This is a genomic window from Roseateles terrae (genome assembly GCF_014192155.1).
Taxonomy (GTDB): domain Bacteria; phylum Pseudomonadota; class Gammaproteobacteria; order Burkholderiales; family Burkholderiaceae_C; genus Roseateles; species Roseateles terrae.
Window position 1 is genome coordinate 354,656 of record NZ_JACHXO010000006.1, and the last position, 25,669, is coordinate 380,324.

Below are 25,669 nucleotides of genomic sequence, written 5' to 3' on the forward strand. Positions count from 1 at the left end.
CATGGCATCCAAAGATCACGATCACTCATTGACCCGGCGTCCAGCGTCGCAGACCGAGCGAGCGGACGAGCATCGGCATGAGCATGAGCATGAGCATGAGCATGAGCAAGGGCACGGGCACGCGCACGACCACGACCACGACTACGACCACGACCACGACCACGACCACGACCACGACCACGACCACGACCATGGTCAGCCCCAAACCACGGCCTGCGCGGGCACTGGAAACGCCGCCCATCACCACGCGCCCGCGGCCACCGGAGGCTGCAATGTGCCCCCCGCCGGCCAGCCCTCTGCCTGCTGCGCACCGTCGCCAGACATCGCCGCCACCTCGTGCTGCGGCCCGGCCCATCCGTCCGCGCTGCCGTCTCCGGCGCCCACCTCCGCCGAACTGGCCGGCACCACCCGCCACCGCTATTACATCGGCGGCATGGACTGCCCCACGGAAGAAGCTCTGCTGCGCCGGCGCCTGAACCAGGAACCAGGCGTGGTGGCCCTGCAGTTCGACCTGATCAACCGGGTGATGGACGTCCATCACCGCCTGCCCGACGACGCCCCGCTGCGCAAGGCCATCGCCGACACCGGCATGCAGGCCGAGCCGATGGCCGACAGCGCGCCGCCGCCGGCGCCTCTGCCAGCAGTCAGTCAGTCGCTGCGCTGGCGCATGGCGCTGGCCGGCGTGGCAGCCCTCAGCGCCGAAGGTCTGGCCTTCGCCGGCTGGCATGAAGCGGGAGCGCCGATCGTGGCGCTGTCCCTGGCGGCCATGTTGCTCGGTGGCCTGCCGACCTTGCGCAAGGGCTGGATCGCGCTGCGCAGCTTCACCCTGAACATCCACCTGCTGATGAGCCTGGCGGTCATCGGCGCCGTGGTGCTGGGCCAGTGGCCGGAGGCGGCCATGGTGGTGTGGCTCTTCGGCCTGTCCGAGATGATCGAAAGCCTCAGCCTGGCCCGGGCGCGCGACGCCATCCGGGCCCTGTCCCAACTGGCGCCGGAAACCGCCTGGGTCCGGGGCGACGGCGAGGGGACTGGCGACCCGTTCAGCCGGCAGCCGGTTGAAGCCGTGCGCCCGGGCGCGGTGGTGCGGGTGCCTCCTGGCGAGCGGGTGCCGCTGGATGGCCAGGTGCTGCAAGGCCGCTCCAGCCTGAACGAGGCGGCCCTGACCGGCGAGGCCATGCCGGTGGACAAGGCTCCCGGTGATGCGCTGCTCGCCGGCAGTGTCAATGGCGACGGCCTGCTCCTGATGCAGGTCACCGCCGTCAAGGGCCAGACGCTGCTGGACCGGATGGCTCAGGCCGTTCAGCAAGCCCAGTCCCAGCGTGCGCCCAGCCAGGCCTTCATTGACCGCTTTGCCCGCAGCTACACCCCGGTGGTGGTGCTGGCCGCCCTGGCTCTGGCGGTGCTCCCGCCGCTGCTGGGCTTCGGGGACTGGCACGCCTGGCTGTACAAGGGACTGGTGTTGCTGGTCATCGCCTGCCCTTGCGCGCTGGTGATCTCGACCCCGGTGACCATCGTCAGCGGTCTGGCCGCGGCAGCCCGACGCGGCATCCTCATCAAAGGGGGGCTGTATCTGGAAAAGGTGCGCCAGCTGCGCATCCTGGCCCTGGACAAGACCGGCACCCTGACCGAGGGGCGGCCCGCGCTGGTCGCGGTGCACAGCTTCGATCCGGCCGTCAGTGAGGATGACGCCCTGCACCTGGCCGCCCGCCTGGATGCCGGCAGTGCGCATCCGCTGGCCCAGGCCATCGTGGCGGCACAGGCTGAGCGCCTCGGTCGCCCACTGGCGCCGGTCACTCATCTGCAGAACCAGCCGGGACTGGGCGTTACCGGAGACATGGAAGGCCGCCGCTTCGCGCTGGGCAACGAACGCCTGGCGCGACAGCAAGGCACGGTGAGCGCGCAGGCGCAAGCCGCCGCCGAGATGCTGCAGCGCGAGGGCCATACGCTGGCCTGGCTGCTGCGCGACGGCGACGTCATCGCCCTGCTGGCGCTGGCCGACACGCCCCGTCCCGCTGCCGCGCCCACGCTGGGCCAACTGCGCGAGCGCGGCCTGGAACTGGTCATGCTCAGCGGAGACCACCGCGCCAGTGCCGACGCCATGGCCCGCCGCCTGGGCCTGCCGACGCAGGCGGTCCAGGCCCCGCTGCTGCCGCAGGACAAGCTCGACGCGGTCGCGGCGCTGACCGCCCGAGGCGCGGTCGGCATGGTGGGCGACGGTGTGAACGACGCGCCCGCCATGGCCCGTGCGGACATCGCCATCGCCATGGGCGCGGCCGGCAGCGCCACCGCGCTCGAAACCGCCGACATCGCTCTGATGGGCGACGACCTCACCCAGTTGCCGGTGCTGATCGACCTGTCCCGCCGCACCGCCCGGGTGCTGACCCAGAACATCGTCCTGGCCCTTGGCCTGAAGGTGGTGGTCGCCGGCCTGACGCTGGCCGGCCTGGGCTCCCTCTGGCTGGCGGTGCTGGCCGACGCGGGCGCCAGCCTGCTGGTGGTGCTCAACGGTTTGCGCCTGTTGCGCGATCAGCGCCCAGCCCGGACTTGAGGCCCCCCATCCGGCGGACCCTGACCTTTCTCACCTAGGGCCACTCCTAATATGGCGGGCCGGGTGAGCGACGGCCTTTGGCGGAGAATAGCGGGCTTGCCGCTGGTGACCTTCCGGGTCCCAGCGGCACCGTTCTTCTGATCCTTCACGGAGCGACGTTTGAACAAAATTCAAACCCCCGGAGCGCCGCATACCATCCTCGGCCAGCCGGATAGCCTGTTCGTCTTGTTCTTCACAGAAATGTGGGAACGCTTCTCCTACTACGGCATGCGCGCCCTGCTCGTGCTGTACCTCATCTCCGAGGCCTCCAAAGGCGGCTGGGGCTGGACCCGCGAGGACGCCACCAAACTGTATGGCTGGTACACGATGCTCGTGTACCTCACCCCCATCCTCGGCGGCTATCTGGCCGACCGTCTGCTGGGCACCCGGCGCGCGGTGGTGCTGGGCGGCTTCATCATCGCTGCCGGCCACATTGCGCTGTTCTTCGACACCCAGTTCAGCTTCTTCCTGGGCCTGGGCCTCGTGATCGTCGGTACCGGCCTGTTCAAGCCCAACATCTCGGCCATCGTCGGCCAGCTGTACAGCAAGGACAACGAAGGGGCGCGCGATGGCGGCTACACGCTGTTCTACATGGGCGTGAATGCGGGGGCCTTCTTCGGCATCTCGCTGTGCGGCTACATCGGCGAGAAGATCTCCTGGCACTTCGGTTTCGGCCTCGCCGCGATCTTCATGATCCTGGGCGCGCTGCAGTTCTACCTGGGCCAGGGCATCTTCGGCAACATCGGCGGCGCCCCGGAAAAGAAGGGGGCCGCGGCCGCGGTGGCCGAGCAGGACGACACGCCGTCGAACGTCGTGCGGGACCGTCTGATCGCCATCTGCGTGTTCTCGTTCTTCACCATCTTCTTCTGGTTCGCCTTCGAGCAGGCCGGTGGGTCGATGACCATCTTCGCGGCCGACTACACCGACCGCACCCTGGTGGGCACGAGCGGCACGATCTTCAAGATTGCCAATTCGCTGATGACGCTGATCCCGGTGGCCATCCTGAGCGCGCTGCTGATCCAGCTGATGCGCGGCACCGGCAAGCGTTACCTCAGTTCCAACCTGCTGCTGGTGCTGGCGCTGGGCCTGATCTGGGCGCTGGCGCTGTGGATGCTGGGCCGTGAGTTCGGGTTCGACCAGTCGGAGATCCCGGCCACCTGGTTCGGGGTGCTGAACTCCTTCTTCCTGGTGATCCTGGCGCCGATGTTCTCCAAGCTGTGGGCCCGCTGGTGGAATCCGAGCGGTCCGGTGAAGTTCGGTCTGGGTCTGGTGCTGCTGGGTCTGGGCTTTGCGGCGCTGTCGTATGGCGCGGCTGGCATTCCGCAAGGGGCGAAGACGGCGCAGATCAGCATGGTCTACCTGACGCTGGCTTACCTGCTGCACACGATGGGTGAACTGTGCCTGTCGCCGGTGGGTCTGTCCTACATCTCGAAGCTGGCGCCGGCGCGTCTGCTGGGCCTGATGTTCGGCGTGTGGTTCGTGAATGCGGCAATCGCCAACTTCCTGGCGGGCTTCACCGGCGGCTACATCGACCAGATCTCGAGCACCTATTCGATGTCGGTCTTCTTCCTGATCTTCACCGCCATCCCGATCGGCGCCGGCATCCTGCTGATGCTGCTGAATCCGTGGATGAAGAAGCTGATGCACGGCGTGCGCTGATCCGCACGACTGCCGCCGCGGCGATTGCCGCAGCGTCCCGCGAGAACCCGGCCCCTGGCCGGGTTTTTTATTGAACAAGGGACCCGCATCACTGAAGTCGGTGGGGGTTCCCTAGTCGCTCAACAAGGTTCGAGCATTGCTGCTGTTGAGGCGAGCACGTACTGTCTCCCAGGTGGATTGACAGCGCCGCCCGCCATGGTGAACCGAACCCAGCCCCCTGAAGATTTCCCCGCCAGAACCGTCGACGTCCGGTTTACCGGACGTGTCGACCTTGACGTTCCAGTTGACCTCCGCCCTGTTTGTTTCAACGGCAAGGACATCACCCACCGCCTCTGGGAACTGGCCGGCGCCTTCGATGGCAGCCGATTGACCGTCAGTCGGCTGACGGTGGGGACTGAACATGGACAGGTCGAGGCCATCAAGCTCAAGGTCTGCCATGACGTATTGCTTGCCCTGCCCATGCAGCGTTGGCTCTACAGCGTGGATGACGGTCAGGCCTGGGTCCACGTCATCGAGAACGTCGAGTTCTATCTGCGCGAAGAATATCGAGGGCAAGGCATCGGGCGAATCAGCCTGCTGACGGAAGCTCTCGCGGCAAACGACCTGTTGTTCGACAAGATCATTGCCATTGCCGCCGGCTCGCCGCAGGACCAGCGCCATGTCGGGTGGAAGGTCTGGCCGAAGCTGGGATATGACGCTGTCATTGCGAAAGACATCCTCGACCGAATGCCGCCGCACAGACTCTCCCGAGCCGGTATCGACCCCACTTCGGAGGTTCGAATCTCCGATCTCCTGGACCAGGGTCTTTACGACCTGTGGGTGACTCACGGCGAGGGCTGTATCATGGAATTGGACGTGCGCTCACTGAGCACTTGGTCCATGCAACGACTCGCCGACTTCGATGAGGAGTGACTGATGAAGCAACTGACAACTGGCAAGGCTGGCGCGTTGAAGACGTCCTCTTCCAAAGCGGTGCGCGCCGTCATGCACAAGCGTTCCCAGGAAGGTGTCGCAGAGCGTCCTGATAGCGCGGCGTCGAACCCTGCGCAACGGGGCAGCGAGAAGACCCAAAGGGTCAAGGTCAGCATTCACGCGCCCAAGGCGGCGGCATTTCTGCAGCGCAAGAGAACCCTCATCACCGGCTGAGTTGAGACCCGCGCCGGGCGCTCAACCCGCCAGCCGGAACCGCCCCACGACATCCGCCAGCTTCGCGGCCTGATCCTTGAGCGACTCCGCCGCGGCAGCGGACTCTTCCACCAGCGCCGCGTTCTGCTGCGTCATCCCGTCCAGCTGGGTCACAGCCGCATTGACCTCGCTGAGGCTCTGCGTCTGGTTGCCCACCGTGCCGGCGATGTCGCTGATCAGGCTGGAGACGCGATCCACCGCCTGCACCAGTTGCGCCATCGTGGCGCCGGCGTGGCCCACGATGCGGCTGCCGCTCTCCACCTGCGCCACCGAGGCATTGATCAGCGTCTTGATCTCCCGCGCCGCCTGCGCACTGCGCTGCGCCAGCGTCCGCACCTCGCCGGCCACCACCGCAAAGCCCCGTCCCTGCTCCCAGGCACGGGCCGCTTCCACCGCAGCATTCAACGCGAGGATGTTGGTCTGGAAGGCAATGCCATCGATCACGCCGATAATGTCCGCAATGCGCCGCGACGACTGCTGAATGCCGTCCATCGTCTGCACCACCTGTCCCACCATCTCCCCGCCCTGCTGCGCCACCCCGGCCGCCTCTCGCGCCAGGGTGCTCGCCGCCTGGGCGGAAGAAGCGCTCTGCTGCGCCGCATCCGTCAGCTGATGCATGGCCGCGGACGTCTGCTCCAGATTGGAGGCCGTCTGTTCGGTCCGCGCCGACAGGTCGGTACTGCCCAACGCCACTTCCCGGCTGGCCTCGGCGATCTGGTCGGCGCTGTCCCGCACCGCGGACACCGACCCATGCAAGGCCTCCCGCATCCGACCGAGCGCCCGCAGCAGATCCCCAAGCTCGTCGCTGCGATGGGTCGCGGCGACGCCCGTCAGGTCGCCATCGGCGATGCGATCGGCCGTCCGGGAGGCTTCCCGCAGCGGATGCGTCAGAGACCGTGTCAACAGCCAGCCGATCACCGCTCCCAGCGCGATCGCCACCGCCACCATGATCCAGACCGCCCACAGCACCGTCCGATAGCTGGCCTGGGCGTTCTCATGCGCCTCATGCGCGCCGTCTCCGTTGAGCTTGACCAGTTGGGTCAGCGTCTCCGTCGTTGGCCGGAAGGCCGCCCGAGATTCGCTGCGTTGCAGCACCATCGCCTGGTCCCGGTCGCCAGCCGCCAACAGCGCCACCAGCCGGATCTGCACCTCTCGATAGCGCTGGATCTGCTGCTGCAGGGTGTCAAACAGCCGACGCTCTTCCGGACTGCTGACATAACCGTCGTAGGTCTTGAGCAGATCCGGCAGCCGCGCCCACTGCGTATCCAGCCGGGCCGATTCGTCCTTCACCGCCTTGGCGTCGCCCCCCAGCAGCATCTGCAGTTCAGCCCGCCGCATCTGGTTCAGCGACTCGTTGATCGCCCCGAGCTGCTGGGTGCTGGGCAGCCAGTTGGTGGCCAAGTCTTCCACCTTGTCCTGCACCGCGCCAACCCGGTTCGCGGAGAAGGCGCCCATGCCCAGCATCAGCAACAAGAGCAGCGCAAAGCCGAGTCCCAGCCGCACCCCCACCCGAAGATCCGAAAGCAATCGCATCCTGGCCTCCCGTCGAAGTTGTCCGCCATGGCCCGCAGCGGCCCGCCATCACCCTGCCTGGCCGTGCAAAACCTACCACAGCCCTGTGCGATTGGCATCCTCCATCCCATGGAGCCGAAGCCGCGACAATGCAGGCTGCACGAAGCGACGCGGGCCGCCCACCCCGGCAGTAGCCCCTTGACGGCAGGTGTACGCTGAGAAGAGTTAAATTGACGGGTTTTCCGGCATTAATGAGTCGGAACTCAGGTCCGCGCAGGTCGCTCCTGCCGCGACCGCGACGACTGGAACAGGTTAGACCATGGCTGTAGTGAATCACTGTGAAAAGATCCCCTTGGGCACCCAGGGTGCGCAGGAGTGGGAAGTGGTGCAGCTACCGTCCCCCATGGGCGACTTCCAGGCCCGCGCCTTCCGCAGCCCGTCGACCGGCTCGGAGCACCTCGTGCTGTCGGTCGGCCCTCTTCGGGCGCGTGGCGGCCTGCTGCGCCTGCACAGCGAATGCCTCACCGGTGACGTCTTCCAGTCCCTGCGCTGCGACTGCGGCCCGCAGCTGCATGCAGCGCTGGACCTGATCTCCAAGGAAGAAGGCGGCGTGGTCATCTACATGCGCGGCCACGAAGGCCGCGGTATCGGCCTCGTCGAGAAGCTGCGCGCTTATGCGCTGCAGGAAGCCGGCGTGGACACCATCGACGCCAACCTGCAGCTCGGCCACGCCGAAGACGCCCGCGACTATGCGGACGCCATCGACATCCTCTGCATGCTGGGCATCAGCAGCGTCCGCCTGATCACCAACAATCCCCAGAAGGTGGATGCGCTGGTCAAGGGCGGCATCGAAGTGGAAGCACTGGTGCCGATCCGCATCGCCGCCAATCCGCACAACGAGCGCTACCTGGAAACCAAGCGCAAGCGCATGGGTCACTACCTGGAGTGAGGGACTGCGGTGGCGCCCGCGCCACATCGCCGGGGGACCCGGGTCGATATGATCACGCCCGTTGGTGCTCGCGCCTGGCCGTCCGGCCGGCGCAGTTCAACGGGAATCAGGAAGGGCTCATGACGACGACGACGGCCACCGCCTCGCCACCCCGTCCGCCCCCACCTGAGCTGCCCCCGCAACGGTCAGCAGACCGCGCAGGCTTCGCCCCTGCGCCGCCGTCGTCCATGGCCACTGGAGCGCTTCATGCGGCTCTGGGAAGGCCCCGGCGGTGTGACGTCCGCCCAGCCCGGATACCGGCCAACAGGCGGCCCTGACGCATCCCGCGCAGGGCCATGTTCGCATTCGGCCGCGGGGAAGCGGCCACTGTGCGCCTTGCTGAATTCCCTCGCTGCATGACACACCCCACCCTGCGCGCGCTGCCGCGTGCCCTTGCCTTGTCCCTGCTGGTGCCCGCCGTGGTGCCTGCCCTTGCCCAGACGGGCCGCACGACCGACGCCGATGCCCTGCAGCCAGTGGTGGTGGTGGGCACCCGCGAAATCCAGCCGCTGAAGGACAGCGTCGCCGATGTGGTGCTGATCGACGCGCAGACGCTGCGCAACGGCGGTTTTGAATCGGTCGAGGATGCGCTGCGCCGCCAGGCCGGCCTGCAGATCACCCGCACCGGCGGCCCGGGCCAGTCCAGCGGCTACCTGCTGCGCGGCACCACCACCAGCAGCACCGTCGTGATGATCGACGGCGTGCGGGTCGGCTCGGCCACACTGGGTCAGGCGGCGTTCGAATCGATGAGCCTGAGCGACATCGACCACATCGAAGTGCTGCGGGGTCCGGCGTCCGGCCTGTATGGCGCAGATGCGGTCGGTGGCGTCATCCAGATCTTCACCCGCAAGGGCCGCGGCCCGCTGAACGTGACGGCCCATGCGGCCGTGGGCGACTACCGGTCGAGCGAGAGCGACATCGCCATCACCGGCGCCCAGGCCGGCTTCGACTATGCAGCCAGCCTCAGCCACGACCGTTCGCGCGGCGTCTCCGCGGTGCGACCCAACGACGCCTTCGGCAACTACAACCCCGATGACGACGGCTTTCGCCGCACGGTCGCCAGCGCACGACTGGGCTTTACCCCGGTGGACGGCCACCGCATCGGCGTGAGCGCCACCCAGAGCCGTCTCAACAGCCAATACGACGGCGCGGAATACGACGCGGACTTCAATCCCGACACCACCCCGGACTTCCGCAACCATCTGGTGACCCGGCAGGTGGCCGCTGACTACCGCGGCGTGCTGAACCCGATCTGGACCACGTCGCTGCAGCTCGCCCGCAACACGGATGAGCTGCGCTCCGGCGGCACCACGCTCTCCCGCTACGAGACGGACCGCAACCAGTTCACCTGGCAGAACGCCCTTCGCCTGAGCGAAGGCCAGCAGGTGGTGCTCGGTGTTGAGCGCATTGCGGAAACCGTCGAGGGCGAGGTCTTCACCGACGCGCCCAAGCGCACCAACAACGGCTACTTTGCCGGCTACACCGGCGGATTCGGCCCGGCCTCGCTGGAGGCCAGCCTGCGCAGCGACCACAACTCCGCCTACGGCACCCACACCACCGGCGGACTGGGCGGCAGTTATGCGCTGTCCTCGTCCCTGAAGCTGCGCGCACTGGCCGGCACCAGCTTCCGCGCACCGACCTTCAACGACCTCTACTACCCCGGCTTCGGCGTCGCCTCCATCCGTCCGGAACAGGGCCGAAGCGTCGAACTGGGGCTGAACTGGGCCTCGCGCGACAGCAGCGCCTCAGCCACGGTCTATCGCAACCAGGTCCGCAACCTGATCGGCTACTCGCTCGACACCACGGGGGCGATCTGCCCCGCCGGCTACGACATGGGCTGCACCGCCAACGTGTCCCGCGCGCTGATCAAGGGCGTGAGCCTGCTGGGCGCGCATCGCCTGGGCGACCTCCACCTGCAGGCCACGGTGGACTTCCTGGATGCTCGCGACCGGTTGACCGGCGACCGCCTGCCGCGCCGCGCGGCGCACCAGGAGAGCGTGTCCTTGGACTACACCCCGGGCGTGTGGAGCGTCGGTGCGACGCTGACCGACATCGGTGGGCGTCCCGACACGGTGCAGTCGCTGGGCGCCTATGCATTGCTGGACCTGCGGGCCAGCTGGCGCTTCCTGCCGCAGTGGCGTCTGGAGACCCAACTGCTCAATGCCACCGACCGCGACGTGCAGCCGGTGCGTGACTACCAGGGTCTGGGTCGCCAGATCTGGGTCGGCCTGCGCTACGACATGAAGGGCTTCTGAGCTCAGGGGCCGCGGCTGGCCAGCAGCGCGGCCTCGACCCGGCTGCGCACCTGCAGCTTCTGCAGGATGTTGGTGACGTAGTGCTTGATGGTCTTTTCGGCCAGATGCAGCTCGTCCCCGATTTCGCGATTCGTCCGGCCCCGGCCGATCAGCGAGAGGATGGTCCGCTCGCGGTCGGTCAGCTCCTGCAGCGGGTCCGGCGCCTTGCGCTGGGTCAGGGACACCAGCATCTCGGCAGCGATGGACGGGGAGACATACACCTCTCCGGCCACTGCCGCCCGCAGCACCTGCGCCAGCTCGCGCGCCGACACCCCCTTGAGCACATAGCCGCGCGCGCCGGCCTTGAGGGCGGCCAGCAACTTGTCCTTGTCCTCGGATGAGGTCAGCATGACGATCACCGTCGCCGGGCAGGCCATCGCGATCCGCTCCGCGGTGACGATGCCATTCCAGCCCGGCATGCTGATGTCCAGCAGCACCACCGTCGGCAGCAGCGCCTGCGCCAGCGCAAGCGCTTCCTCGCCGCTTGCGGTCTCGCCCACCACCCGAAAGCCCGGCTCCTGGCTGAGGGAGTGCACCACGCCCTGGCGGAACATCGGATGGTCATCGACCACCAGCACCTCGATCATTTCAGTCATCGTCCCGACTCCGTCTCGGTCTCCGTCAGCGGCAGTGACACCCGCACCGTGGTGCCCGTGGCTTCGACGCCAGGCGCTGACGGTCGGCTACGCAGGTCAAACCGTCCACCGAGGGACTCGACCCGCTGCCGCATGCCGTTCAGTCCCAGCCGGCCGCTCGCCAGCGCGCTGGCCAGATCAAAGCCAGGCCCGCGGTCCTTCACCTCGATCACCACGCTGCGTGCATCGGCGCCAACCATCACCTGGCAGGCACTGCCCGGGGCATGTCGCCACACATTCGCCAGCGATTCCTGCAGCAATCGATAGACCGTTGTCTTGATTCGCATCGGCAGCTGCAGATCAGCCGCCACCGCGGTGCTCAGCTGCACCTCCTGCCGCGTCTTGCCGACGAAGTCCCGCACGACCCGCTGCGCCACTTCATCCAGCGTCAGCGGCTCGATGTCGGGCAATTCCAGGTTGGCCGCAATGGCGCGCAGGTCGGCCATCGCCGCTTCCACCGCCTGACGGATGCGAAGCAGCGCCTGCGCATCCGGCCCCGCCTCGGGCTTCGGCGGCAGGTTCAGCAGCAGCAGCTGTTGTGCGGCCTGCGCGTCCTGCAGGTTACGCAGCTGCATCAGCGCAAAGCCAAGATCCTGGCAGGGCCCGTCATGCACGCTGGCGGAGATGCGCTGCAGCAGGGCCTCATTCACCACCACCGCCTCCTGGGCGGCCGTGCGCACCCGCTCATGCAGTTGCCGGTTCTGCCGGTTGAGCTCGGTCTGACGCCGCACCTGGGCACTCAGGGCGCCCCGCTGCGCCGCGATCAGCCCACTCCCGCGCCGCACCAGCACAAACAGCAGCAGATAGGTGGCCAGCATCGCCCCGGCCACCACCCCCCAGCTGCGGCGCTGCGCCGCACCGGCTTCCCGATCGACCTCGTCCGGCAGCTGGTAGAACTCGGCGATGGCACCGATGCGTCCGCGGTCGGAGGTGTGGATCGGGGTGTAGGTCTCGATCATCCGTTCCAGCGGCTGGCCATGATCGGTCTGTGCCCGGCCGCGCCGCACACTGACCTCCGAGAAGATGCTGCCGGCGACTGCCGCCTCCAGTCCTTCGTCGATCTCGAGTCTCTGGCCGACGCCCTGCCCGTCGCTGGAAAACAGCACGGTGCCATCCGGCCGCCAGATGCGCAGGGCCACGATGCGGCGGGCCCATTCGGCGTCCAGGATCATCTCGAAGAGGGCGCGCTGCTCGGCCTCGGTCAGATGCCCGACTTCATCCACATGCTGCAGCTGGGGCGCGATGAAGCCGTCCACATACAGCGCGGTATCGGCGCCGATGCGGTGCACCACACTGTCATGCACCTGGCGACCCACCCACCAGCCCAGCAACACGGTGGTGGCCAGCAGGATCGGAAAACTGAGCAGAAGAAACTGCTGGGACAGCGACAGCCGCCAACGCGCGGGATTCATGCCGATCACTGTAACAGTGGGTGTTCAGACCCACCATGGACCAAGGTCCCGACCGATCGCGACCATGAGCCCGCGCAAGTCCCGACCTGCGCCCCTGCCCGTCGCGGCCGGCAATTCCTAGGATCCAGGCTTCTCTTCAGGAGCCCCTCTCATGCTGAATCATTCGACTTCGATCTCCGCCGTGCGCCACGCCGCCGCACGTGCGTCCCGTCCCCTGCTGCTGGGCCTGGCCCTGGTGATGTCCGTGGGCGCGGCCCAGGCGGCCTCGTCCAAGGGCTGCGAAGGCGGCGGGTTCAAGGTGCTGGGTCTGAGCGGCTCGGTCAGCACCACGGTGCCGGCGGCGCAGGTCGGCAGCAGCTTCCTGGTGCAGGGCAAATACGTGCAGTTCGAGGTGGATGCCGCCACCTTCGGCATCCGCAACTATGTGCTGACCGGCGCACCCAATGCGCTGGACATGACCGGCGGCGTGCCCACGCCCGTCTTTGCCGCCAAGATGCCGGACCACCGCGGCGCCGTGCTGAACAGCGGCGTGGATGTGGACCTCAAGGACACCAGCATCGAGCTGATGCGTGAAGGCGGCCAGGTCACGATGAAGCTGCAGGCCAAGGACTGTGCCAATGGCGGCGTGTTCCAGATGGAAGTCGCCCGTGCCGACGGCACCGCCACCGTCTTCACCCACACGCTCGCGACGCATCCGAGCAATCCCAGCCTGAACGCCTTCTACTTCGACAACCGCAAGTTCCGTGATCGGGAAGGCGACGCCGTGCCGTACAAGGACACCACGGTGGTGGTGACGCCGCGGGTCAACTTCGGCAACGACTATTCGGCCCGCTTCGTGGGACGCGACAGCCCGCAGGTCGCCACCCGCCTGTCGGATGCGAATTGCGTGAACCGCATCGTCAAGCGCGATGGCACGCTGGCCACGGTTTCGCATTGCGGCCTGACCTCCCGCTGGGAAGTGTCCAGCGGTGGACGCATGGGCATGGTGTTCGGCGAGGATGCGACCGAAGTCGCACCGCCCGCCACCATCTGCACCCACAAGTGCCAGGCGCAGAACCAGGTCAAGGGCCAGTCCACCGTGCTGGGCGCGCCCTTCCCGGTGGCACCGGCGGACCGTCTGGCGCCGCGTCAGTAAGCGCTCAGCGCTCCTTCACCAGCGACGCCGCCACGGTGGCAGCGCTGGTGCCGTCGCCCAGCAGGAAGACGGTGTAGACGCCCTGCGCGAGGATGTCGGTGTCCGTCTGCGAGAACAGCGGCGTGGACGAGTTGGTGGAGTTGACCGTCAGCAGCGCGTCGGTCACCGCCGCCAGCTGCGTCGGCGTGGAGGCATACCCCTGCAGCACACCGCTCGCCTTCACCGAGTAGTTCAGGTAGAGCGTCATCTCCGCACTGTTGCTGCTCATGGCGTTGAGCAGGCGGATCTTGGCGTTGGTGGAGGTGGTGGGCAGCTTGTTGTCGTCGCTGATCAGCTGGACCGTCGGGGCTGCAGCATCGCCGTAGACCACGATCGTGTAGTCATTGCCCGCCACCAGCGTCCCGACGCTCGCCGAGACGGCGTTGCCATTGACCGTCAGGCTCAGTGCGGATGTGCCGGCCGTCACTTTCACGTATCCGCCGACCGTGGGCGAACTGGCGCTGGAGACCAGCGGCGTCCCGCCGAGGGAGGCCGCCACCGACCCGCTCGTCAGGCCGGACACCACCCGCACCCGGGCATTGGGGTTGGGCAGGTTGGTGAGGGTGCCCTTTTGCACCAGCTGCATGCCGTTCACCAGCAGGCCGCCATTGGAGCCGGTCAGGATCAGGGTGGAGACGCCTGCATCGGGCAGGGTGATGGTCGGGATCTCCAGACGCACGTCCGAGGTGTCACCGGCGGCGGTGATCACCAGTCGGAAGCTGCCCGGCTTGATCGACAGATAGCCGGAGCCCGAGCCACTGGCCACGCTGCTGGCGAGGGTGGCGGAGCCGCTGAGGTCGGTGTCCGTTGTGGCGGTTTCGTAGATGTCCAGGGCGCCGGCATCCGGCGCCAGGTTCAGGATCTGCAGCTTGGTCTTGCCGCTGTCGGGCGTGTCTTCAGTCTCCGTGATCAGGGCGCTCTTGACCGAGCCGCTCACGCCGTAAGCGATCAGCGTGTATTTGTCACTGGTGCTCAGGGTCGGCGTGGTGGAGGTCAGGGTCGCGCCGCTGGTGGAGTTCTGCACTTCCAGCAGGGAATCGTCGGCGCTGACGCCTTCATAGTCACCGACCGACGCATAGGTCACGCCGCTGGTCACGACGGTTTCATCCTCCCCGACCGCCAGGTCCAGCGAGGACACACCGATGCTCGCATTGAGCAGACGCACCTGCGCCTTGTCGTCACTACCACCGCCACAGCCGGCCACTCCGGCCAGGGTGGCCACCAGGCTCAGGCCCATCGCCAAACGCTTCAATCGCATGTTCCAACTCCATGAAAGGACTGAAGCATTGGAGAGGGCCGGTGTTTCCCGCATTCGTGCGCCGCGTGGCGCGTTTGTCGCTCGCGTGTCCGTTCCGACATGTTGTGCAGCGCGTCACCTCTACACTGCCGGCACCCGCAAACCCGGCCCCTGGATCCATGCCTGCCTCCGACACCCGCCCCGCCATCGGCTTCTTCGAGCGCTATCTCACTCTCTGGGTGGCGCTGTGCATCGTTGTGGGCGTGCTGCTCGGCCATGCGCTGCCCGGCCTGGTCCACACGGTGGCCGCGCTGGAGGTGGCGCAGGTCAACCTGCCGGTGGGGCTGCTGATCTGGGTGATGATCATCCCGATGCTGCTGAAGATCGACTTTGCAGCGCTGGGGCAGGTGAAAGCCCATGCGCGCGGCATCGGCGTGACGCTTTTCATCAACTGGGCGGTCAAGCCGTTCTCGATGGCGCTGCTGGGCTGGATCTTCGTGCGCCATGTGTTTGCGCCGTGGCTGCCGGCCGACCAGCTGGACAGCTATATCGCCGGTCTGATCCTGCTGGCAGCGGCACCGTGCACCGCGATGGTCTTTGTCTGGAGCCAGCTCTGCAAAGGCGATCCGTATTTCACCCTGTCGCAGGTGGCGCTCAACGACGCGATCATGGTGGTGGCCTTTGCCCCCATCGTGGCGCTGCTGCTGGGACTATCCTCGATCACCATCCCCTGGGACACGTTGCTGACCTCGGTCGGCCTTTACATCGTGGTGCCGGTGATCCTGTCGCAGCTGTGGCGTCGCCGCCTGCTGGCGCGCGGCACTGCGCACTTCCAGGCCGTCGCCGCCCGTCTCGGCCCCTTCTCCATCAGCGCCCTGCTGCTGACCCTGGTGCTGCTGTTTGCCTTCCAGGGCGCCCGCATCCTGGAGCAGCCGCTGGTGATTGCGATGCTGGCGGTGCCCATCCTGATCCAGGTGGTGATGAACTCAGGCCTGGCCTATGTGCTCAACCGGCGCCTGGGTGTGCAGCACTGCGTGGCGGGTCCTTCCGCGCTGATCGGCGCCAGCAACTTCTTTGAACTGGCAGTGGCCACGGCCATCAGCCTGTTCGGCTTTCAGTCCGGCGCTGCGCTCGCCACCGTCGTCGGCGTGCTGATCGAGGTGCCGGTGATGTTGGCCGTGGTGGCCGTGGTGAACCGGTCGCAGCACTGGTATGAACAAGGATCAGCCGGACGGTGAATGACCCACCGCGCCAGCCCCTACCGATGGATACGCCAATGACGCCCCCTGTAGACCCCTCTTCGGACGCTGATGCACCGCTGCAAGACACCAGCCTGCCGGCCCTGGACATCTCGCTGTTCGACGTGCCGGATCTGGCGCGCCTGAGCGCACGCACCCCGTCCCTCCATCCGGCCCGCATCCTCCTGCTGTACGGCTCCTTGCGGGCCCGCTCGTACAGCCGGCTGCTGACCTTCGAAGCGGCGCGACTGCTGCAGGCGATGGGGGCGGAGGTGCGCATCTTCCATGCATCCGGCCTGCCGTTGCCCGACGATGCCGACGAGTCCCATCCCAAGGTGCAGGAGCTGCGTCAGCTGGCGACCTGGTCCGAAGGCATGGTCTGGTGCTCGCCGGAGCGCCACGGCGCCATGACCGGCGTGATGAAGTCGCAGATCGACTGGATCCCGCTCAACGCCGGCGCAGTGCGGCCAACGCAGGGCAAGACGCTGGCGGTGATGCAGGTGTCCGGCGGCTCGCAGAGCTTCAATGCGGTCAACCAGATGCGGGTGTTGGGCCGCTGGATGCGGATGCTGACCATCCCGAATCAGTCGTCCGTGGCCAAGGCGTTTGCCGAGTTCGATGACGAGGGCCGAATGAAACCGTCCGCCTACTACGACCGGGTGGTGGACGTGATGGAAGAGCTGATGAAATTCACTCTGCTCACCCGCGACCTCGGTCCCTATCTGGTGGACCGCTACAGCGAGCGGAAGGAAAGTGCCGAGGCGCTGTCCCGGCGGGTGAATCAGCGGGGCCTGTGAGCGAAAGCCTCCTGGCACCGTTCACCAGCGCATTCACCCGCGTGATTCACAAGCGCAATTCATCCGCGTGATTCGCCAGCAAAATTCACCAGCGTGAATCACCCGGACTTTCAGGCTCTCCTAACATCGGGCGATGAGCCGTTCCGCGCTGACCTTCGATGACCGTGCCGAATCTGCCCCAGGGGAGCGCACGCTCACACTGACACCGACCCTGCCCCCCCACACACCCCGGCGGCGCGCCGCCCGCTGGCTGCTGACGGCGGGGCTGCTCCTGGGCATCGTCAGCTGCGCCACCCGCGTGGCGCCGCCGCAGGCCGTTGTGCCCGCCAGCTTCGCGGACTACCGCCAGCAGGCCCTGCAGACCCTCACTGAAGGCCGTGCGTTCCGGGGCGCGCGAGCCGTCGAAGAGGCGCAGCTGAACGCGCCGCGCGAATGGCGCCCCGCCGGCCCGGTCCGCGGCGGCGTGCTGCTGGTGCACGGGTTAGGCGACTCCCCGTGGTCGTTCACCGATATCGGCCAGGCGCTGGCGCAGCAGGGCTTTGTGGCGCGCACCGTGCTGCTGCCCGGCCACGGCACCCAGCCGCGCGACATGCTGGAGGTCACCATGGAGCAATGGCGGGCGGTGGTGGAGTCGCAAGTGGCGCTGCTGCAGCGGGACGCCGGCCCGGTCTACCTGGGCGGATTCTCGACAGGCGCCAACCTGGTGCTGGATCACGCCTATCGCCATCCCGAAGTCGCGGGCCTGCTGCTGTTCTCCCCCGCCATCCGGTCGTCGGTTTCCCTCGACTGGCTGGCCCCGGCCCTGCGGTATGTGCGGCCCTGGCTGATCGAGACCTCGCCCCAGAGCGAGACCATCCCGGTGCGGTATTCCATGGTGCCCACCAACGGCTTCGCCCAGTTCTACCGCACCAGTCGGCTGGCGCAGGACCACCTGAGCAGTGCCCCCTTCGATCGGCCGGTGCTGATGGTGCTGGCGGAGGGGGATTCTGTGGTCGACGTGGCCCATGCGGCGAAGACCTTCCATGCGCGCTTCACCCATCCGGCGAGCCGGCTGATCTGGTACGGCCACCACCTGCCGCCGACGTCGGACGACCCGCGCGTCATCGCACGGCCGGACGTGCTGCCGCAATGGCGCATCAGCCAGTTTTCCCACATGGGCGTGCTCTTCTCACCGAAGAACCCGCTGTATGGTCAGGCGGGCTCGCTGAAGCTCTGCCGCAACAGCCGCGACGGCGAGGCCATCCGCGCCTGTGAACAAGGCGCGGAGGTCTGGTATTCGGACTGGGGCTATACCGAGCCCGGGAAGATCCACGCCCGGCTGACCTTCAATCCCTACTTCGATTTGCAAACCCGGCTGATGGAAGAGGTGATGGCGGCTGGGATTCCGCGGCCGAGTGCGGGTCCGGGTGACGGGACCGCTGATGCGCCAGCCGATACAGCACCGGCAGCACCAACAGCGTCAGGGCCGTAGACGACAGGATGCCGCCGATCACCACGGTGGCCAGCGGCCGCTGCACCTCGGCGCCAGTGCCGGTGGCCAGCGCCATCGGCACGAAGCCCAGCGAGGCCACCAGCGCCGTCATCAGCACCGGACGCAGACGGGTCAACGCACCCTCATGGATGGCCTCATCCAGCGGCTTGCCCGACTCGCGCAGGTTGCGGATGAACGAAATCATCACGAGGCCGTTGAGCACCGCGACGCCGGACAGCGCAATGAAGCCGACCGCCGCAGAAATGGACAGCGGGATGTCCCGCAGCCACAGCGCGACGATGCCGCCGGTCAGGGCAAAGGGAATGCCGGTGAACACGATGAAACCGTCATTCATGTTGCCGAACATGGCGAACAGCAGGACGAACACCAGCAGCAGCGACACCGGCACCACGATCTGCAGCCGCTCGGTCGCGGACTGCAGGTTCTCGAACTGACCGCCCCAGACCATCCAGTAGCCGGTGGGCACCTGCACCTGCTGGCCGATCATTTGCTGCGCCTCGGCCACGAAGCTGCCCAGGTCCCGTCCGCGCACATTCGCGCTGACAACGATGCGTCGCTTGCCGTTTTCGCGGCTGACCTGGTTGGGACCCGGGGCCGTGGTGAAGTCCGCCACTTCACTCAGCGGGATGAATCGCCGGATGCCATCCGATCCAACCGGCAGCGGAATGGGCAGGCGCTTGAGCGCCTCCACATCCGATCGCAGCGCTTCCGGAAGGCGCACCAGAATGCCGAACCGGCGATCGCCTTCAAACAGGATGCCGGCATCACGTCCGCCAACGGCAATCGCCAGCGTGTCCTGCACGTCCTGCACATTCAGTCCGTAGCGGGCCGTCCGATCACGGTCCACCGTCACGCTCAGCATCGGCAGGCCGGTGGTCTGCTCCACATTGACCTCGGACGACCCCTGGATGCCCTGCAGCAGACCCCGGATCTTCTCGGCGGTGGCATTGAGCACCTCCATGTCGTCCCCGAAGATCTTCACCGCCACATCGGACCGCACGCCGGAGATCAGCTCGTTGAAGCGCAGCTGGATGGGCTGGGAGAACTCGTAGTTCTGTCCGGGCAGTTTCGCGACCTCGGCCTGCACCGCAGCCAGCAGCTCGTCCCGGGTGCGCCGGGGTTCCGGCCACTGGTCCTGCGGTTTGAGCATCACATAGCCGTCCGAGATGTTCGGCGGCATTGGATCGGATGCGATCTCGGCCGTCCCGGTGCGGGCGAATACACGCTCGATTTCCGGGAACCTGGCCTTGAGCGTCGATTCGAGCTGCTGCTGCATCTCCAGCGACTGCGTCAGACTGGTGCCGGGAATGCGCAGCGCCTGGATCGCGAAGTCTCCTTCATTCAGGCTGGGAATGAATTCGCTGCCCATGCGGGACGCCAGCAGACCGGCCAGCACCACCATCACCGCCGCAAAGGTCAGCACCACCGCCTTGGCGCCCATCACAGAGCGCAGCATCGGCTCATAGGCCTGACGGGCCCAACGCATCAGGCGGTTGTCCTTCTCGGCCACCTTGTCGCCGATGAACAGGGCCACGGCGGCCGGCACAAAGGTGACCGACAGGATCATGGCACCCACCAGCGCGATGACCACGGTGAAAGCCATCGGGTGGAACATCTTGCCCTCTACGCCGGCCAGCGCAAAGATCGGCAGATAGACGATCATGATGATCAGCTGCCCGAACAGCAGCGGCCGCCGCGCCTCCTGCGCCGCGAGGAACACCTCATGGAAACGCTCCGCCCGGGTGAGCAGGCGGCCCTTGTGTTCCTGCGCTTGCGCCAGTCGGCGGACGCAGTTCTCCACGATGACGACGGCCCCGTCGATGATGATGCCGAAGTCCAGGGCACCCAGGCTCATCAGGTTGGCGCTGACTTTCTGGTTCACCATGCCGGTGAAGGTGAACAGCATCGACAGCGGGATCACCAGGGCCGTGAGGAGCGCCGCGCGGATGTTGCCCAGGAAGAGGAACAGGATGGCAATGACCAGGACCGCGCCTTCGATCAGGTTCTTCTTGACCGTCGCGATCGCCTTGTCCACGAGTTTCGTGCGGTCATACACCGTCACTGCCTGCACGCCCTTGGGCAGGTTGGCGTTGATCTCCTCCATCTTTCTGGCGACGGCCTGCGCCACCGTGCGGCTGTTCTCGCCGATCAGCATGAAGACGGTGCCCAGCACCACCTCGCGGCCGTTGTCGGTGGCGCCACCGGTGCGCAGCTCGCGGCCGATCTCAACCGTCGCCACATCCTGCACCCGCACCGGCACGCCGCCCACATTGCGCAGCACGATGTTGCCGATGTCCGCCACCGAGCGAACCTGGCCCGGCGCGCGGATCAGGTACTGCTCACCGCGGCGCTCGATATAACCGGCACCGACGTTGGCGTTGTTGCGATCCAGCGCCGCGACGACATCGCTGAGTATGAGGCCGTAGGAGGAGAGCTTGGAGGGATCCGGGGCGACGTGGTACTCCTTGGCATAGCCGCCGATGGAGTTGATCTCCGTGACGCCAGTCACGTTGCGCAGCTGCGGCTTGATGACCCAGTCCTGGATCTCGCGCAGGTCCGCAGGCGTGTAGGGATCGCCGCTGGGCTTCCTGGCGCCGGGCTCGCTTTCGACGGTCCAGAGATAGATCTCGCCGAGGCCGGTGGAGATCGGCCCGATGTTGGGCGTCACGCCCTCGGGCAACTGGTCGCGGGCAGCTTGAATCCGCTCATTGACGAGCTGCCGGGCGAAGTAGATGTCGGTGCCATCCTGGAAGATGACGGTGACCTGGGACAGTCCGTAGCGGGACAGCGAGCGCGTCTGCTGCAGGCCGGGCAGGCCGGCCATGACCGTCTCGATTGGATAGGTGACGCGCTGCTCGGTCTCCAGCGGTGAATATCCGGGCGCGCCGGTGTTGATCTGCACCTGGACGTTGGTGATGTCGGGCACGGCGTCGATCGGCAGCTTCTGATAGCTGAAGACGCCGAGCGCGGCCATGCCGACCACGGCCAGCATGACCAGCCATCGCTGCTCGATGGCAAAGCGGATGATGCGTTCAAACATGGTGCTTCATCCTGTCAGTGGGCGTGGGACGCGGTGGACTTGCCCAGCTCCGCCTTGGCGATGAAGCTGCCGACGGCGATGTAGGAAACGCCGGCCTTGATGCCCTGGACGATCTCCACCCGCTGGCCGTCGGTCCGGCCCACCTGGACCGGCTGGGCGATGAACCCGGTGGCAGTCTTGACGAAGACCACCGGCTTGTCTTCCACCGTCTGGACGGCGTCCGTCGTGACCGTGATGGGCGCCTCGAAGGAATCGCGCTTCATCTCGACATTCACGAAGAGGCCGGGGCGCCACGCAGCGTTGGGGTTCTGCAGGGTCACGCGCGCCTGAGCGGTGCGGGTGGATTCGCCGATCAGCGAGCCGACATAGGCCACCTTGCCCACCGCCGACTGCTCAAACGCCGTGGCGCGGACGGTCACGCTGTCCCCGACCCGCACCAGGGGTAAGTCCTTGGCGGGCACACTGATCTGGGCCCACACGGTCCGCAGGTCAGCCACGGTGAACACATTGGCATCCTCGCGCACCTGCTCGCCCAGAGCGATGTGCTTTTCAACGATGGTGCCGTCGAACGGCGCACGCAGTTCATACCGGTTGAGGGAGCCGCTGCTGACCGTGGCGCCGACCGCCTGAAGCTTCTGCCGCGCATTCGTCACGGCAATCTCGGCTTCCTGCATGGCCTGCTCGGCCACCTGCACATCCTGCTGCGGAGAGATCCGGGCTTCGAAGAGGCTCTTCTCGCGCTCGTACGTCGTCCGCGCCAATTGCAGGCGCTTCTGCGCCGCCTGCAGTTCGGCACGCTGATCGGACACGGTGGGGCTGTTCAACACCGCCAGCACCTGCCCTTTGCGCACCGTCTGACCCAGCGCCACCGGCACTGACTCCACCACGCCGGGCACCCGGGGCACGACGTGGGCCGTGGTGTCCTCATTGAATGTCACCTCGCCGGGCAGCTGGTAGGTCGCGGTGAGCGTGGCGGGCTTCGCCGCTTCCACCACGATGCCGGCCGAGGTCTGCTGCTCGGGTGTGAGCGAAATGCTCCCTTCGTGTTCTTCCTTGCCGGCTTCCATACCGGCTTCCTTGTGATGCTCGCCGTCGGCGTGCGCCTTGGCATCAGCGTGGCCGCCCTTGGCACTCGCGGTTTTGGCGTCATCGTGGTGCTCACCGTCGCCATGGCCTTCGGCTTCTTCGTGCGCATGAGACGCTTCACCGGAGGATTTGCCGGCGAAGGTCATGATGCCCACACCGGCCATCACACCCAGCGCCAGCACCACCGCAATGGCGACCGCCTGCTTCTTCGGCACGCGGGGGCGCGATGGCTCTTTGGAATCGTTGTTGAAATTCATCGGGAAACTCGTATTCGTTGCGTGGGTCAGGGACGGACGTCGGCGGTGCCGAGCCGACGGTCCATCTCCGCCAGGAGACGGTGGGCCTGTGACAGAGCCGTGAAGTACTGACCGCGCGCCTGCAGGAAGGTGCGCTGCGCATCCAGCACGTCGAGGAAGCCGAACTTCCCGAGCTCAAAGCCGCGGCGGGCGGCGTCATAGGCGGTCTGGGCGCCGGGGAGCACCTCCCGGCGCAAGGCCTCAATCTCATCCGTGCGGGCCCCGAGCTGGTCCGCCGCCTGCATCACCTCCGCTCGCAGCCGGAGCTCTTCCGCCTGGGCCAGGGCCTGCGCCGCGTCACGCTTGCGGAGCGCCTGGAACTGGGCGCCCTGATTGCGGTCGAACAGCGGAATCGGAATGGACACGCTGATCAGCGGCTGGGTACGGCCGACCTCCGGCGCACGCTGCGCGCCCAGGCCGATGGTGACATCCGGAACGCCGCGCGCCCGCTCCAGGTGGAGGGCCGCCTCGGCCCGTTGCACGTCCATCTGCGCGCGCCGGAGCAACGGCGACGTCTGGACGCGCTCAGCCAGCGTTCCGGGGTCCGGCAGTCGCGGCAGGGCGTCGGGCGTTCCATCCACACGGGTGATGGCGCCCTGCGGTTCCCCAATGACGGCACTCAGCGCCTTGAGCGCGGCGGCAAGATCCGCCTGGGCCTGACGCCACTCGATGCGAGCCGTCGAGGCCGCCACCCGCGCGCGGGTTTCCTCGACGGGAGAGACCTTCCCGGCGGTCACGCGGCGGGAGACCGCATCGGCGCCGCTGGCGGCGATCGATTGCGAGGCCTCGGCCACCTGCACCCGCTCCTGGGCGATCAGCACGTCGAAGAAGGCCTGAATGGTGGAGGCGCGCACGTCGGCGCGCTGCGCCTCCAGGGTCAGAGCGGCCACATCGCGATCCCGCTGGGCCAGTTCGACACGAGCCGCCCGTTTGCCGCCGAGTTCGAGCGTCTGGCTCAGCGTCATTGACGTGGTGCGGGTGGCCTTGCGGGTGTCCTCGGTACTCAGGCCGAGGGTCGGATTGGGGGCCAGACCCGCCTGACGGATGGCGCCCTCATTCGATTCAAGCTCCAGCCCATAGGCGCGGAGCACCGGACTCTGCCGGAGAGCGGTCCGGACCGCCGCTTCCAGCGTCAGACCAGTGAGGGGAGACTGGGCCAAGGCGCCCAAAGGGAATTGGAACAGCGCCGCGCACACCAGCGGCACAAACAGACTGCGCATCGAAAACTCCAGGGTTGTGGAAACAACTCGAGGGATTCGACGACAGCAGCGCGGCACACGCCGCGAAGGAGAGGATGAGGGACGACCCCGCTGCTATCGCCGATCAGGCGATGCGCCAGTTGGGGCGTTCGGGGTGGTCCGGGGCGCGGGTGGAGAAGCGCGGCGCGGTGAGCGGCGCAAGTACCTGCGCGACCAGCACGGGCAGGGCCGTCACCACGCCGGGGACGGACTTGGCCGCACTCAGATGGCAGGTGCCGCAGTCGGTGTCCAGCGCCAGCTTGCTGGGTGACTTCGCTGGAGGCTCCGCCGCGGGTTCGCCGGCAGATGTCTGGGTGGACTTGGCGGACTCTGCGGAAGACGGAGACGCATCCGCGGCACCATCCCCTGCGGCAGTCACGTGCTTGTGCCCGTGATGGCCCACATGCCGGGCACTGGCGGCGCTCTCATGCCCGCAATAGCTGGCGGCCACACTCCAGGTGAACTGGAAGGGCAGCAGAACCAGCAGGAGGATGGAGAGCCAGCGGCGCATGGATCGGCATTCTAGGCAGATCGCGTCGCCGTGCAATCGGGCGGGTGTGAGACCCCTCACGGGTTTTGCTGCGACTTCTTCACCAGCGTGAGGCGCTGAGCCGGCGGCAGCGCCTTCTTGCGGCGCTTTTCTTCATAAGCCGCGGCGTCAGCGGCGGCAATGAGGTCCGACAACTTCGTCCCCCCCAGGGACGTCGAGAATCCAAGCGAGGCACCGACCCGCACACGTTGCTCGCCCAATGCAATGGGCTCCGCAATGGCGTCTCCCAGGCGCTGGCAGACCTGGGTCGCGGTGTCTTCCTGAGAAACACCGGTCAGCACGACGACGAACTCGTCGCCCCCGACGCGTGCGATCAGATCGTCGTCCCGACATTCCCGCGTCAGGCGTTGCGCAATGGTCCTCAGCACCTCGTCACCGCCATGGTGACCGTGAGCATCATTGACCGGCTTGAAATCGTCCAGATCAAAAGCCACCACCGTCAGCGCCGCGTCGGCCAGCCGGGCGAACTTGTGTTCCAGTGCGCGGCGGTTGAAGAGGCCCGTCAGGGGATCACGGTCGGCGGTGCTGCGCAAATCGCCGATGCTGGCATGGCCGCGGCGGAACAGCACGGCCGCGTATCCCGTGCTCCAGATGAGAAACGTCGCCAGCAACAGCGCAGCCACGCCAGCCATCCATTGCAGCCGGCGGTATTCGGCGGCCCGTTCCTTGCTGCGCTGGTCGAGCAGCGTGCGTTCGGAGGCTTCCATGGCGGCCAGCGCATGACGCAGGTCCTTGGCCGAGTCCTGCCGGGCGCGAAAGCGCAGACTGGCTTGCAGCGCCTGCAGGCCGTCCCGTTCCGCAATGACCAGGATGCTGCGGGTCCAACCCACCACTTCGGCGGCTTCCGCCTTCAGGACGAAGGCGCGTTCGGCCTGCTCCGGGCTTTCGCTCACCAGGGCCTGCAGGCGCTCCGCGCCTTCAAGGGCGGCGCGGTTGCTGTCCCTCACCTGATTGAGCGTCTCTGGCTGGGGCGACAGCGCGTAGTTGCGAATGGCGAGACCGCCGCGCAGGAGGCTGATGCGCAGGGTGTCGATCTCGTCCAACACCTGCTGGGTGTGTTCCACCCAGAGGTTGGCGCGATAGAAGTCGCGCGCGCCCTGATAGAGCAGCGAGCCGCCGCCGGCCACGAGCAGGAGAGCAAAGAGTTGGGTCAGCAGCAGCAGGCGCCCGATGGGGCGAAGGACCTGGAGGTCCCCGTGCTGATCTTGAGATGAGGGTTTCAAGGTGTCCGGGTGGGCGAAGAACTACT

18 protein-coding genes, 1 pseudogene and 1 riboswitch are annotated in these 25,669 nt (G+C 67.1%); of the genes and pseudogenes, 10 read left to right on the forward strand and 9 right to left on the reverse strand.

Going from position 1 to position 25,669, the window contains the following annotated elements:
• The first annotated feature begins 1 nt into the window (after nt 1).
• The 4 genes from FHS28_RS17750 (at nt 2) to FHS28_RS17765 (ending at nt 5,392) form a co-directional block, all read left to right on the forward strand.
• A complete protein-coding gene (locus FHS28_RS17750) occupies nt 2–2,548 on the forward strand; it encodes a heavy metal translocating P-type ATPase (protein ID WP_088453224.1) in 2,547 nt (848 codons plus the stop codon).
• 159 nt (nt 2,549–2,707) lie between these two features.
• Nucleotides 2,708–4,246: a peptide MFS transporter gene (locus tag FHS28_RS17755; RefSeq protein WP_221194046.1), complete on the forward strand. Its 1,539-nt coding sequence runs from the start codon at nt 2,708–2,710 to the stop codon at nt 4,244–4,246.
• 195 nt (nt 4,247–4,441) lie between these two features.
• Nucleotides 4,442–5,158, forward strand: coding sequence for a hypothetical protein (locus FHS28_RS17760; protein ID WP_088453222.1), 717 nt, complete (start codon nt 4,442–4,444; stop codon nt 5,156–5,158).
• 3 nt (nt 5,159–5,161) lie between these two features.
• Nucleotides 5,162–5,392: a hypothetical protein gene (locus FHS28_RS17765; protein WP_088453220.1), complete on the forward strand. Its 231-nt coding sequence runs from the start codon at nt 5,162–5,164 to the stop codon at nt 5,390–5,392.
• A 21-nt stretch (nt 5,393–5,413) separates the two neighbouring features.
• On the opposite strand, the gene FHS28_RS17770 is transcribed toward FHS28_RS17765, so the two are convergent.
• Entirely contained in the window at nt 5,414–6,964 is a 1,551-nt protein-coding gene (locus tag FHS28_RS17770) for a methyl-accepting chemotaxis protein (RefSeq protein WP_088453218.1), read from the reverse strand.
• A 298-nt stretch (nt 6,965–7,262) separates the two neighbouring features.
• Between FHS28_RS17770 and ribA the strand changes: the two genes are divergently transcribed.
• Entirely contained in the window at nt 7,263–7,892 is a 630-nt protein-coding gene (ribA, locus tag FHS28_RS17775) for a GTP cyclohydrolase II (RefSeq protein ID WP_088453216.1), read from the forward strand.
• 45 nt (nt 7,893–7,937) lie between these two features.
• Nucleotides 7,938–8,211, forward strand: a riboswitch (cobalamin riboswitch).
• Nucleotides 8,212–8,287: 76 nt separating this feature from the next.
• Nucleotides 8,288–10,186, forward strand: a complete 1,899-nt coding sequence (locus tag FHS28_RS17780; RefSeq protein ID WP_184295126.1) for a TonB-dependent receptor domain-containing protein — start codon at nt 8,288–8,290, stop codon at nt 10,184–10,186.
• 2 nt (nt 10,187–10,188) lie between these two features.
• Here the strand turns inward: FHS28_RS17780 and FHS28_RS17785 are convergent, their stop codons facing one another.
• Together FHS28_RS17785 and FHS28_RS17790 are read right to left on the reverse strand one after the other, a co-directional pair.
• The gene (locus FHS28_RS17785) at nt 10,189–10,821 is read right to left on the reverse strand and encodes a response regulator (protein ID WP_088453212.1); all 633 of its coding nucleotides are present in this window, start codon (nt 10,819–10,821) and stop codon (nt 10,189–10,191) included.
• Nucleotides 10,818–12,272, reverse strand: a complete 1,455-nt coding sequence (locus tag FHS28_RS17790) for a sensor histidine kinase (RefSeq protein ID WP_088453210.1) — start codon at nt 12,270–12,272, stop codon at nt 10,818–10,820. The genes FHS28_RS17785 and FHS28_RS17790 overlap by 4 nt, the downstream gene beginning before the upstream one ends.
• 151 nt (nt 12,273–12,423) lie before the next feature.
• On the opposite strand from FHS28_RS17790, the gene FHS28_RS17795 reads away from it, so the two are divergent.
• Nucleotides 12,424–13,407 carry a hypothetical protein gene (locus tag FHS28_RS17795; RefSeq protein ID WP_221194048.1) on the forward strand — a complete coding sequence of 328 codons (984 nt, stop codon included), beginning with the start codon at nt 12,424–12,426 and terminating at the stop codon, nt 13,405–13,407.
• A 4-nt stretch (nt 13,408–13,411) separates the two neighbouring features.
• On the opposite strand, the gene FHS28_RS17800 is transcribed toward FHS28_RS17795, so the two are convergent.
• A complete protein-coding gene (locus FHS28_RS17800) occupies nt 13,412–14,704 on the reverse strand; it encodes a DUF4397 domain-containing protein (RefSeq protein ID WP_184295129.1) in 1,293 nt (430 codons plus the stop codon).
• A gap of 158 nt (nt 14,705–14,862) precedes the next feature.
• On the opposite strand from FHS28_RS17800, the gene arsB reads away from it, so the two are divergent.
• From arsB to FHS28_RS24295, 3 genes and pseudogenes are all read left to right on the forward strand, one after another.
• Nucleotides 14,863–15,921 (forward strand): ACR3 family arsenite efflux transporter, encoded by a 1,059-nt coding sequence (arsB, locus tag FHS28_RS17805; protein WP_088453206.1) that lies wholly within the window; start codon nt 14,863–14,865, stop codon nt 15,919–15,921.
• A gap of 38 nt (nt 15,922–15,959) precedes the next feature.
• Nucleotides 15,960–16,718, forward strand: coding sequence for an arsenical resistance protein ArsH (gene arsH, locus FHS28_RS17810; RefSeq protein WP_088453204.1), 759 nt, complete (start codon nt 15,960–15,962; stop codon nt 16,716–16,718).
• A 133-nt stretch (nt 16,719–16,851) separates the two neighbouring features.
• Nucleotides 16,852–17,814 (forward strand): annotated as a pseudogene (locus FHS28_RS24295) (alpha/beta hydrolase); the annotation flags it as partial.
• A 229-nt stretch (nt 17,815–18,043) separates the two neighbouring features.
• Here FHS28_RS24295 and FHS28_RS17815 read toward each other — a convergent pair.
• The 5 genes from FHS28_RS17815 to FHS28_RS17835 form a co-directional block, all read right to left on the reverse strand.
• Nucleotides 18,044–21,250, reverse strand: coding sequence for a CusA/CzcA family heavy metal efflux RND transporter (locus FHS28_RS17815; protein WP_088453200.1), 3,207 nt, complete (start codon nt 21,248–21,250; stop codon nt 18,044–18,046).
• A 14-nt stretch (nt 21,251–21,264) separates the two neighbouring features.
• Entirely contained in the window at nt 21,265–22,593 is a 1,329-nt protein-coding gene (locus FHS28_RS17820; protein ID WP_088453198.1) for an efflux RND transporter periplasmic adaptor subunit, read from the reverse strand.
• A gap of 26 nt (nt 22,594–22,619) precedes the next feature.
• Nucleotides 22,620–23,852 carry a TolC family protein gene (locus tag FHS28_RS17825; protein ID WP_088453196.1) on the reverse strand — a complete coding sequence of 411 codons (1,233 nt, stop codon included), beginning with the start codon at nt 23,850–23,852 and terminating at the stop codon, nt 22,620–22,622.
• 103 nt (nt 23,853–23,955) lie between these two features.
• A complete protein-coding gene (locus tag FHS28_RS17830) occupies nt 23,956–24,381 on the reverse strand; it encodes a cobalt-zinc-cadmium resistance protein (RefSeq protein ID WP_088453194.1) in 426 nt (141 codons plus the stop codon).
• Nucleotides 24,382–24,437: 56 nt separating this feature from the next.
• Entirely contained in the window at nt 24,438–25,643 is a 1,206-nt protein-coding gene (locus FHS28_RS17835; protein WP_088453192.1) for a GGDEF domain-containing protein, read from the reverse strand.
• Nucleotides 25,644–25,669: the final 26 nt, after the last annotated feature.

Excerpts from the sequence above, each read along its gene's own strand:
- FHS28_RS17800 (WP_184295129.1), bottom strand. The coding sequence starts at position 14,704 with ATGCGATTGAAGCGTTTGGCGATGGGCCTGAGCCTGGTGGCCACCCTG.
- arsB (WP_088453206.1), top strand. The coding sequence starts at position 14,863 with ATGCCTGCCTCCGACACCCGCCCCGCCATCGGCTTCTTCGAGCGCTAT.
- FHS28_RS17820 (WP_088453198.1), bottom strand. The coding sequence starts at position 22,593 with ATGAATTTCAACAACGATTCCAAAGAGCCATCGCGCCCCCGCGTGCCG.
- FHS28_RS17785 (WP_088453212.1), bottom strand. The coding sequence starts at position 10,821 with ATGACTGAAATGATCGAGGTGCTGGTGGTCGATGACCATCCGATGTTC.
- FHS28_RS17770 (WP_088453218.1), bottom strand. The coding sequence starts at position 6,964 with ATGCGATTGCTTTCGGATCTTCGGGTGGGGGTGCGGCTGGGACTCGGC.
- FHS28_RS17760 (WP_088453222.1), top strand. The coding sequence starts at position 4,442 with ATGGTGAACCGAACCCAGCCCCCTGAAGATTTCCCCGCCAGAACCGTC.
- FHS28_RS17780 (WP_184295126.1), top strand. The coding sequence starts at position 8,288 with ATGACACACCCCACCCTGCGCGCGCTGCCGCGTGCCCTTGCCTTGTCC.
- ribA (WP_088453216.1), top strand. The coding sequence starts at position 7,263 with ATGGCTGTAGTGAATCACTGTGAAAAGATCCCCTTGGGCACCCAGGGT.
- FHS28_RS17825 (WP_088453196.1), bottom strand. The coding sequence starts at position 23,852 with ATGCGCAGTCTGTTTGTGCCGCTGGTGTGCGCGGCGCTGTTCCAATTC.
- FHS28_RS17795 (WP_221194048.1), top strand. The coding sequence starts at position 12,424 with ATGCTGAATCATTCGACTTCGATCTCCGCCGTGCGCCACGCCGCCGCA.
- arsH (WP_088453204.1), top strand. The coding sequence starts at position 15,960 with ATGACGCCCCCTGTAGACCCCTCTTCGGACGCTGATGCACCGCTGCAA.
- FHS28_RS17815 (WP_088453200.1), bottom strand. The coding sequence starts at position 21,250 with ATGTTTGAACGCATCATCCGCTTTGCCATCGAGCAGCGATGGCTGGTC.
- FHS28_RS17750 (WP_088453224.1), top strand. The coding sequence starts at position 2 with ATGGCATCCAAAGATCACGATCACTCATTGACCCGGCGTCCAGCGTCG.
- FHS28_RS17790 (WP_088453210.1), bottom strand. The coding sequence starts at position 12,272 with ATGAATCCCGCGCGTTGGCGGCTGTCGCTGTCCCAGCAGTTTCTTCTG.
- FHS28_RS17830 (WP_088453194.1), bottom strand. The coding sequence starts at position 24,381 with ATGCGCCGCTGGCTCTCCATCCTCCTGCTGGTTCTGCTGCCCTTCCAG.
- FHS28_RS17765 (WP_088453220.1), top strand. The coding sequence starts at position 5,162 with ATGAAGCAACTGACAACTGGCAAGGCTGGCGCGTTGAAGACGTCCTCT.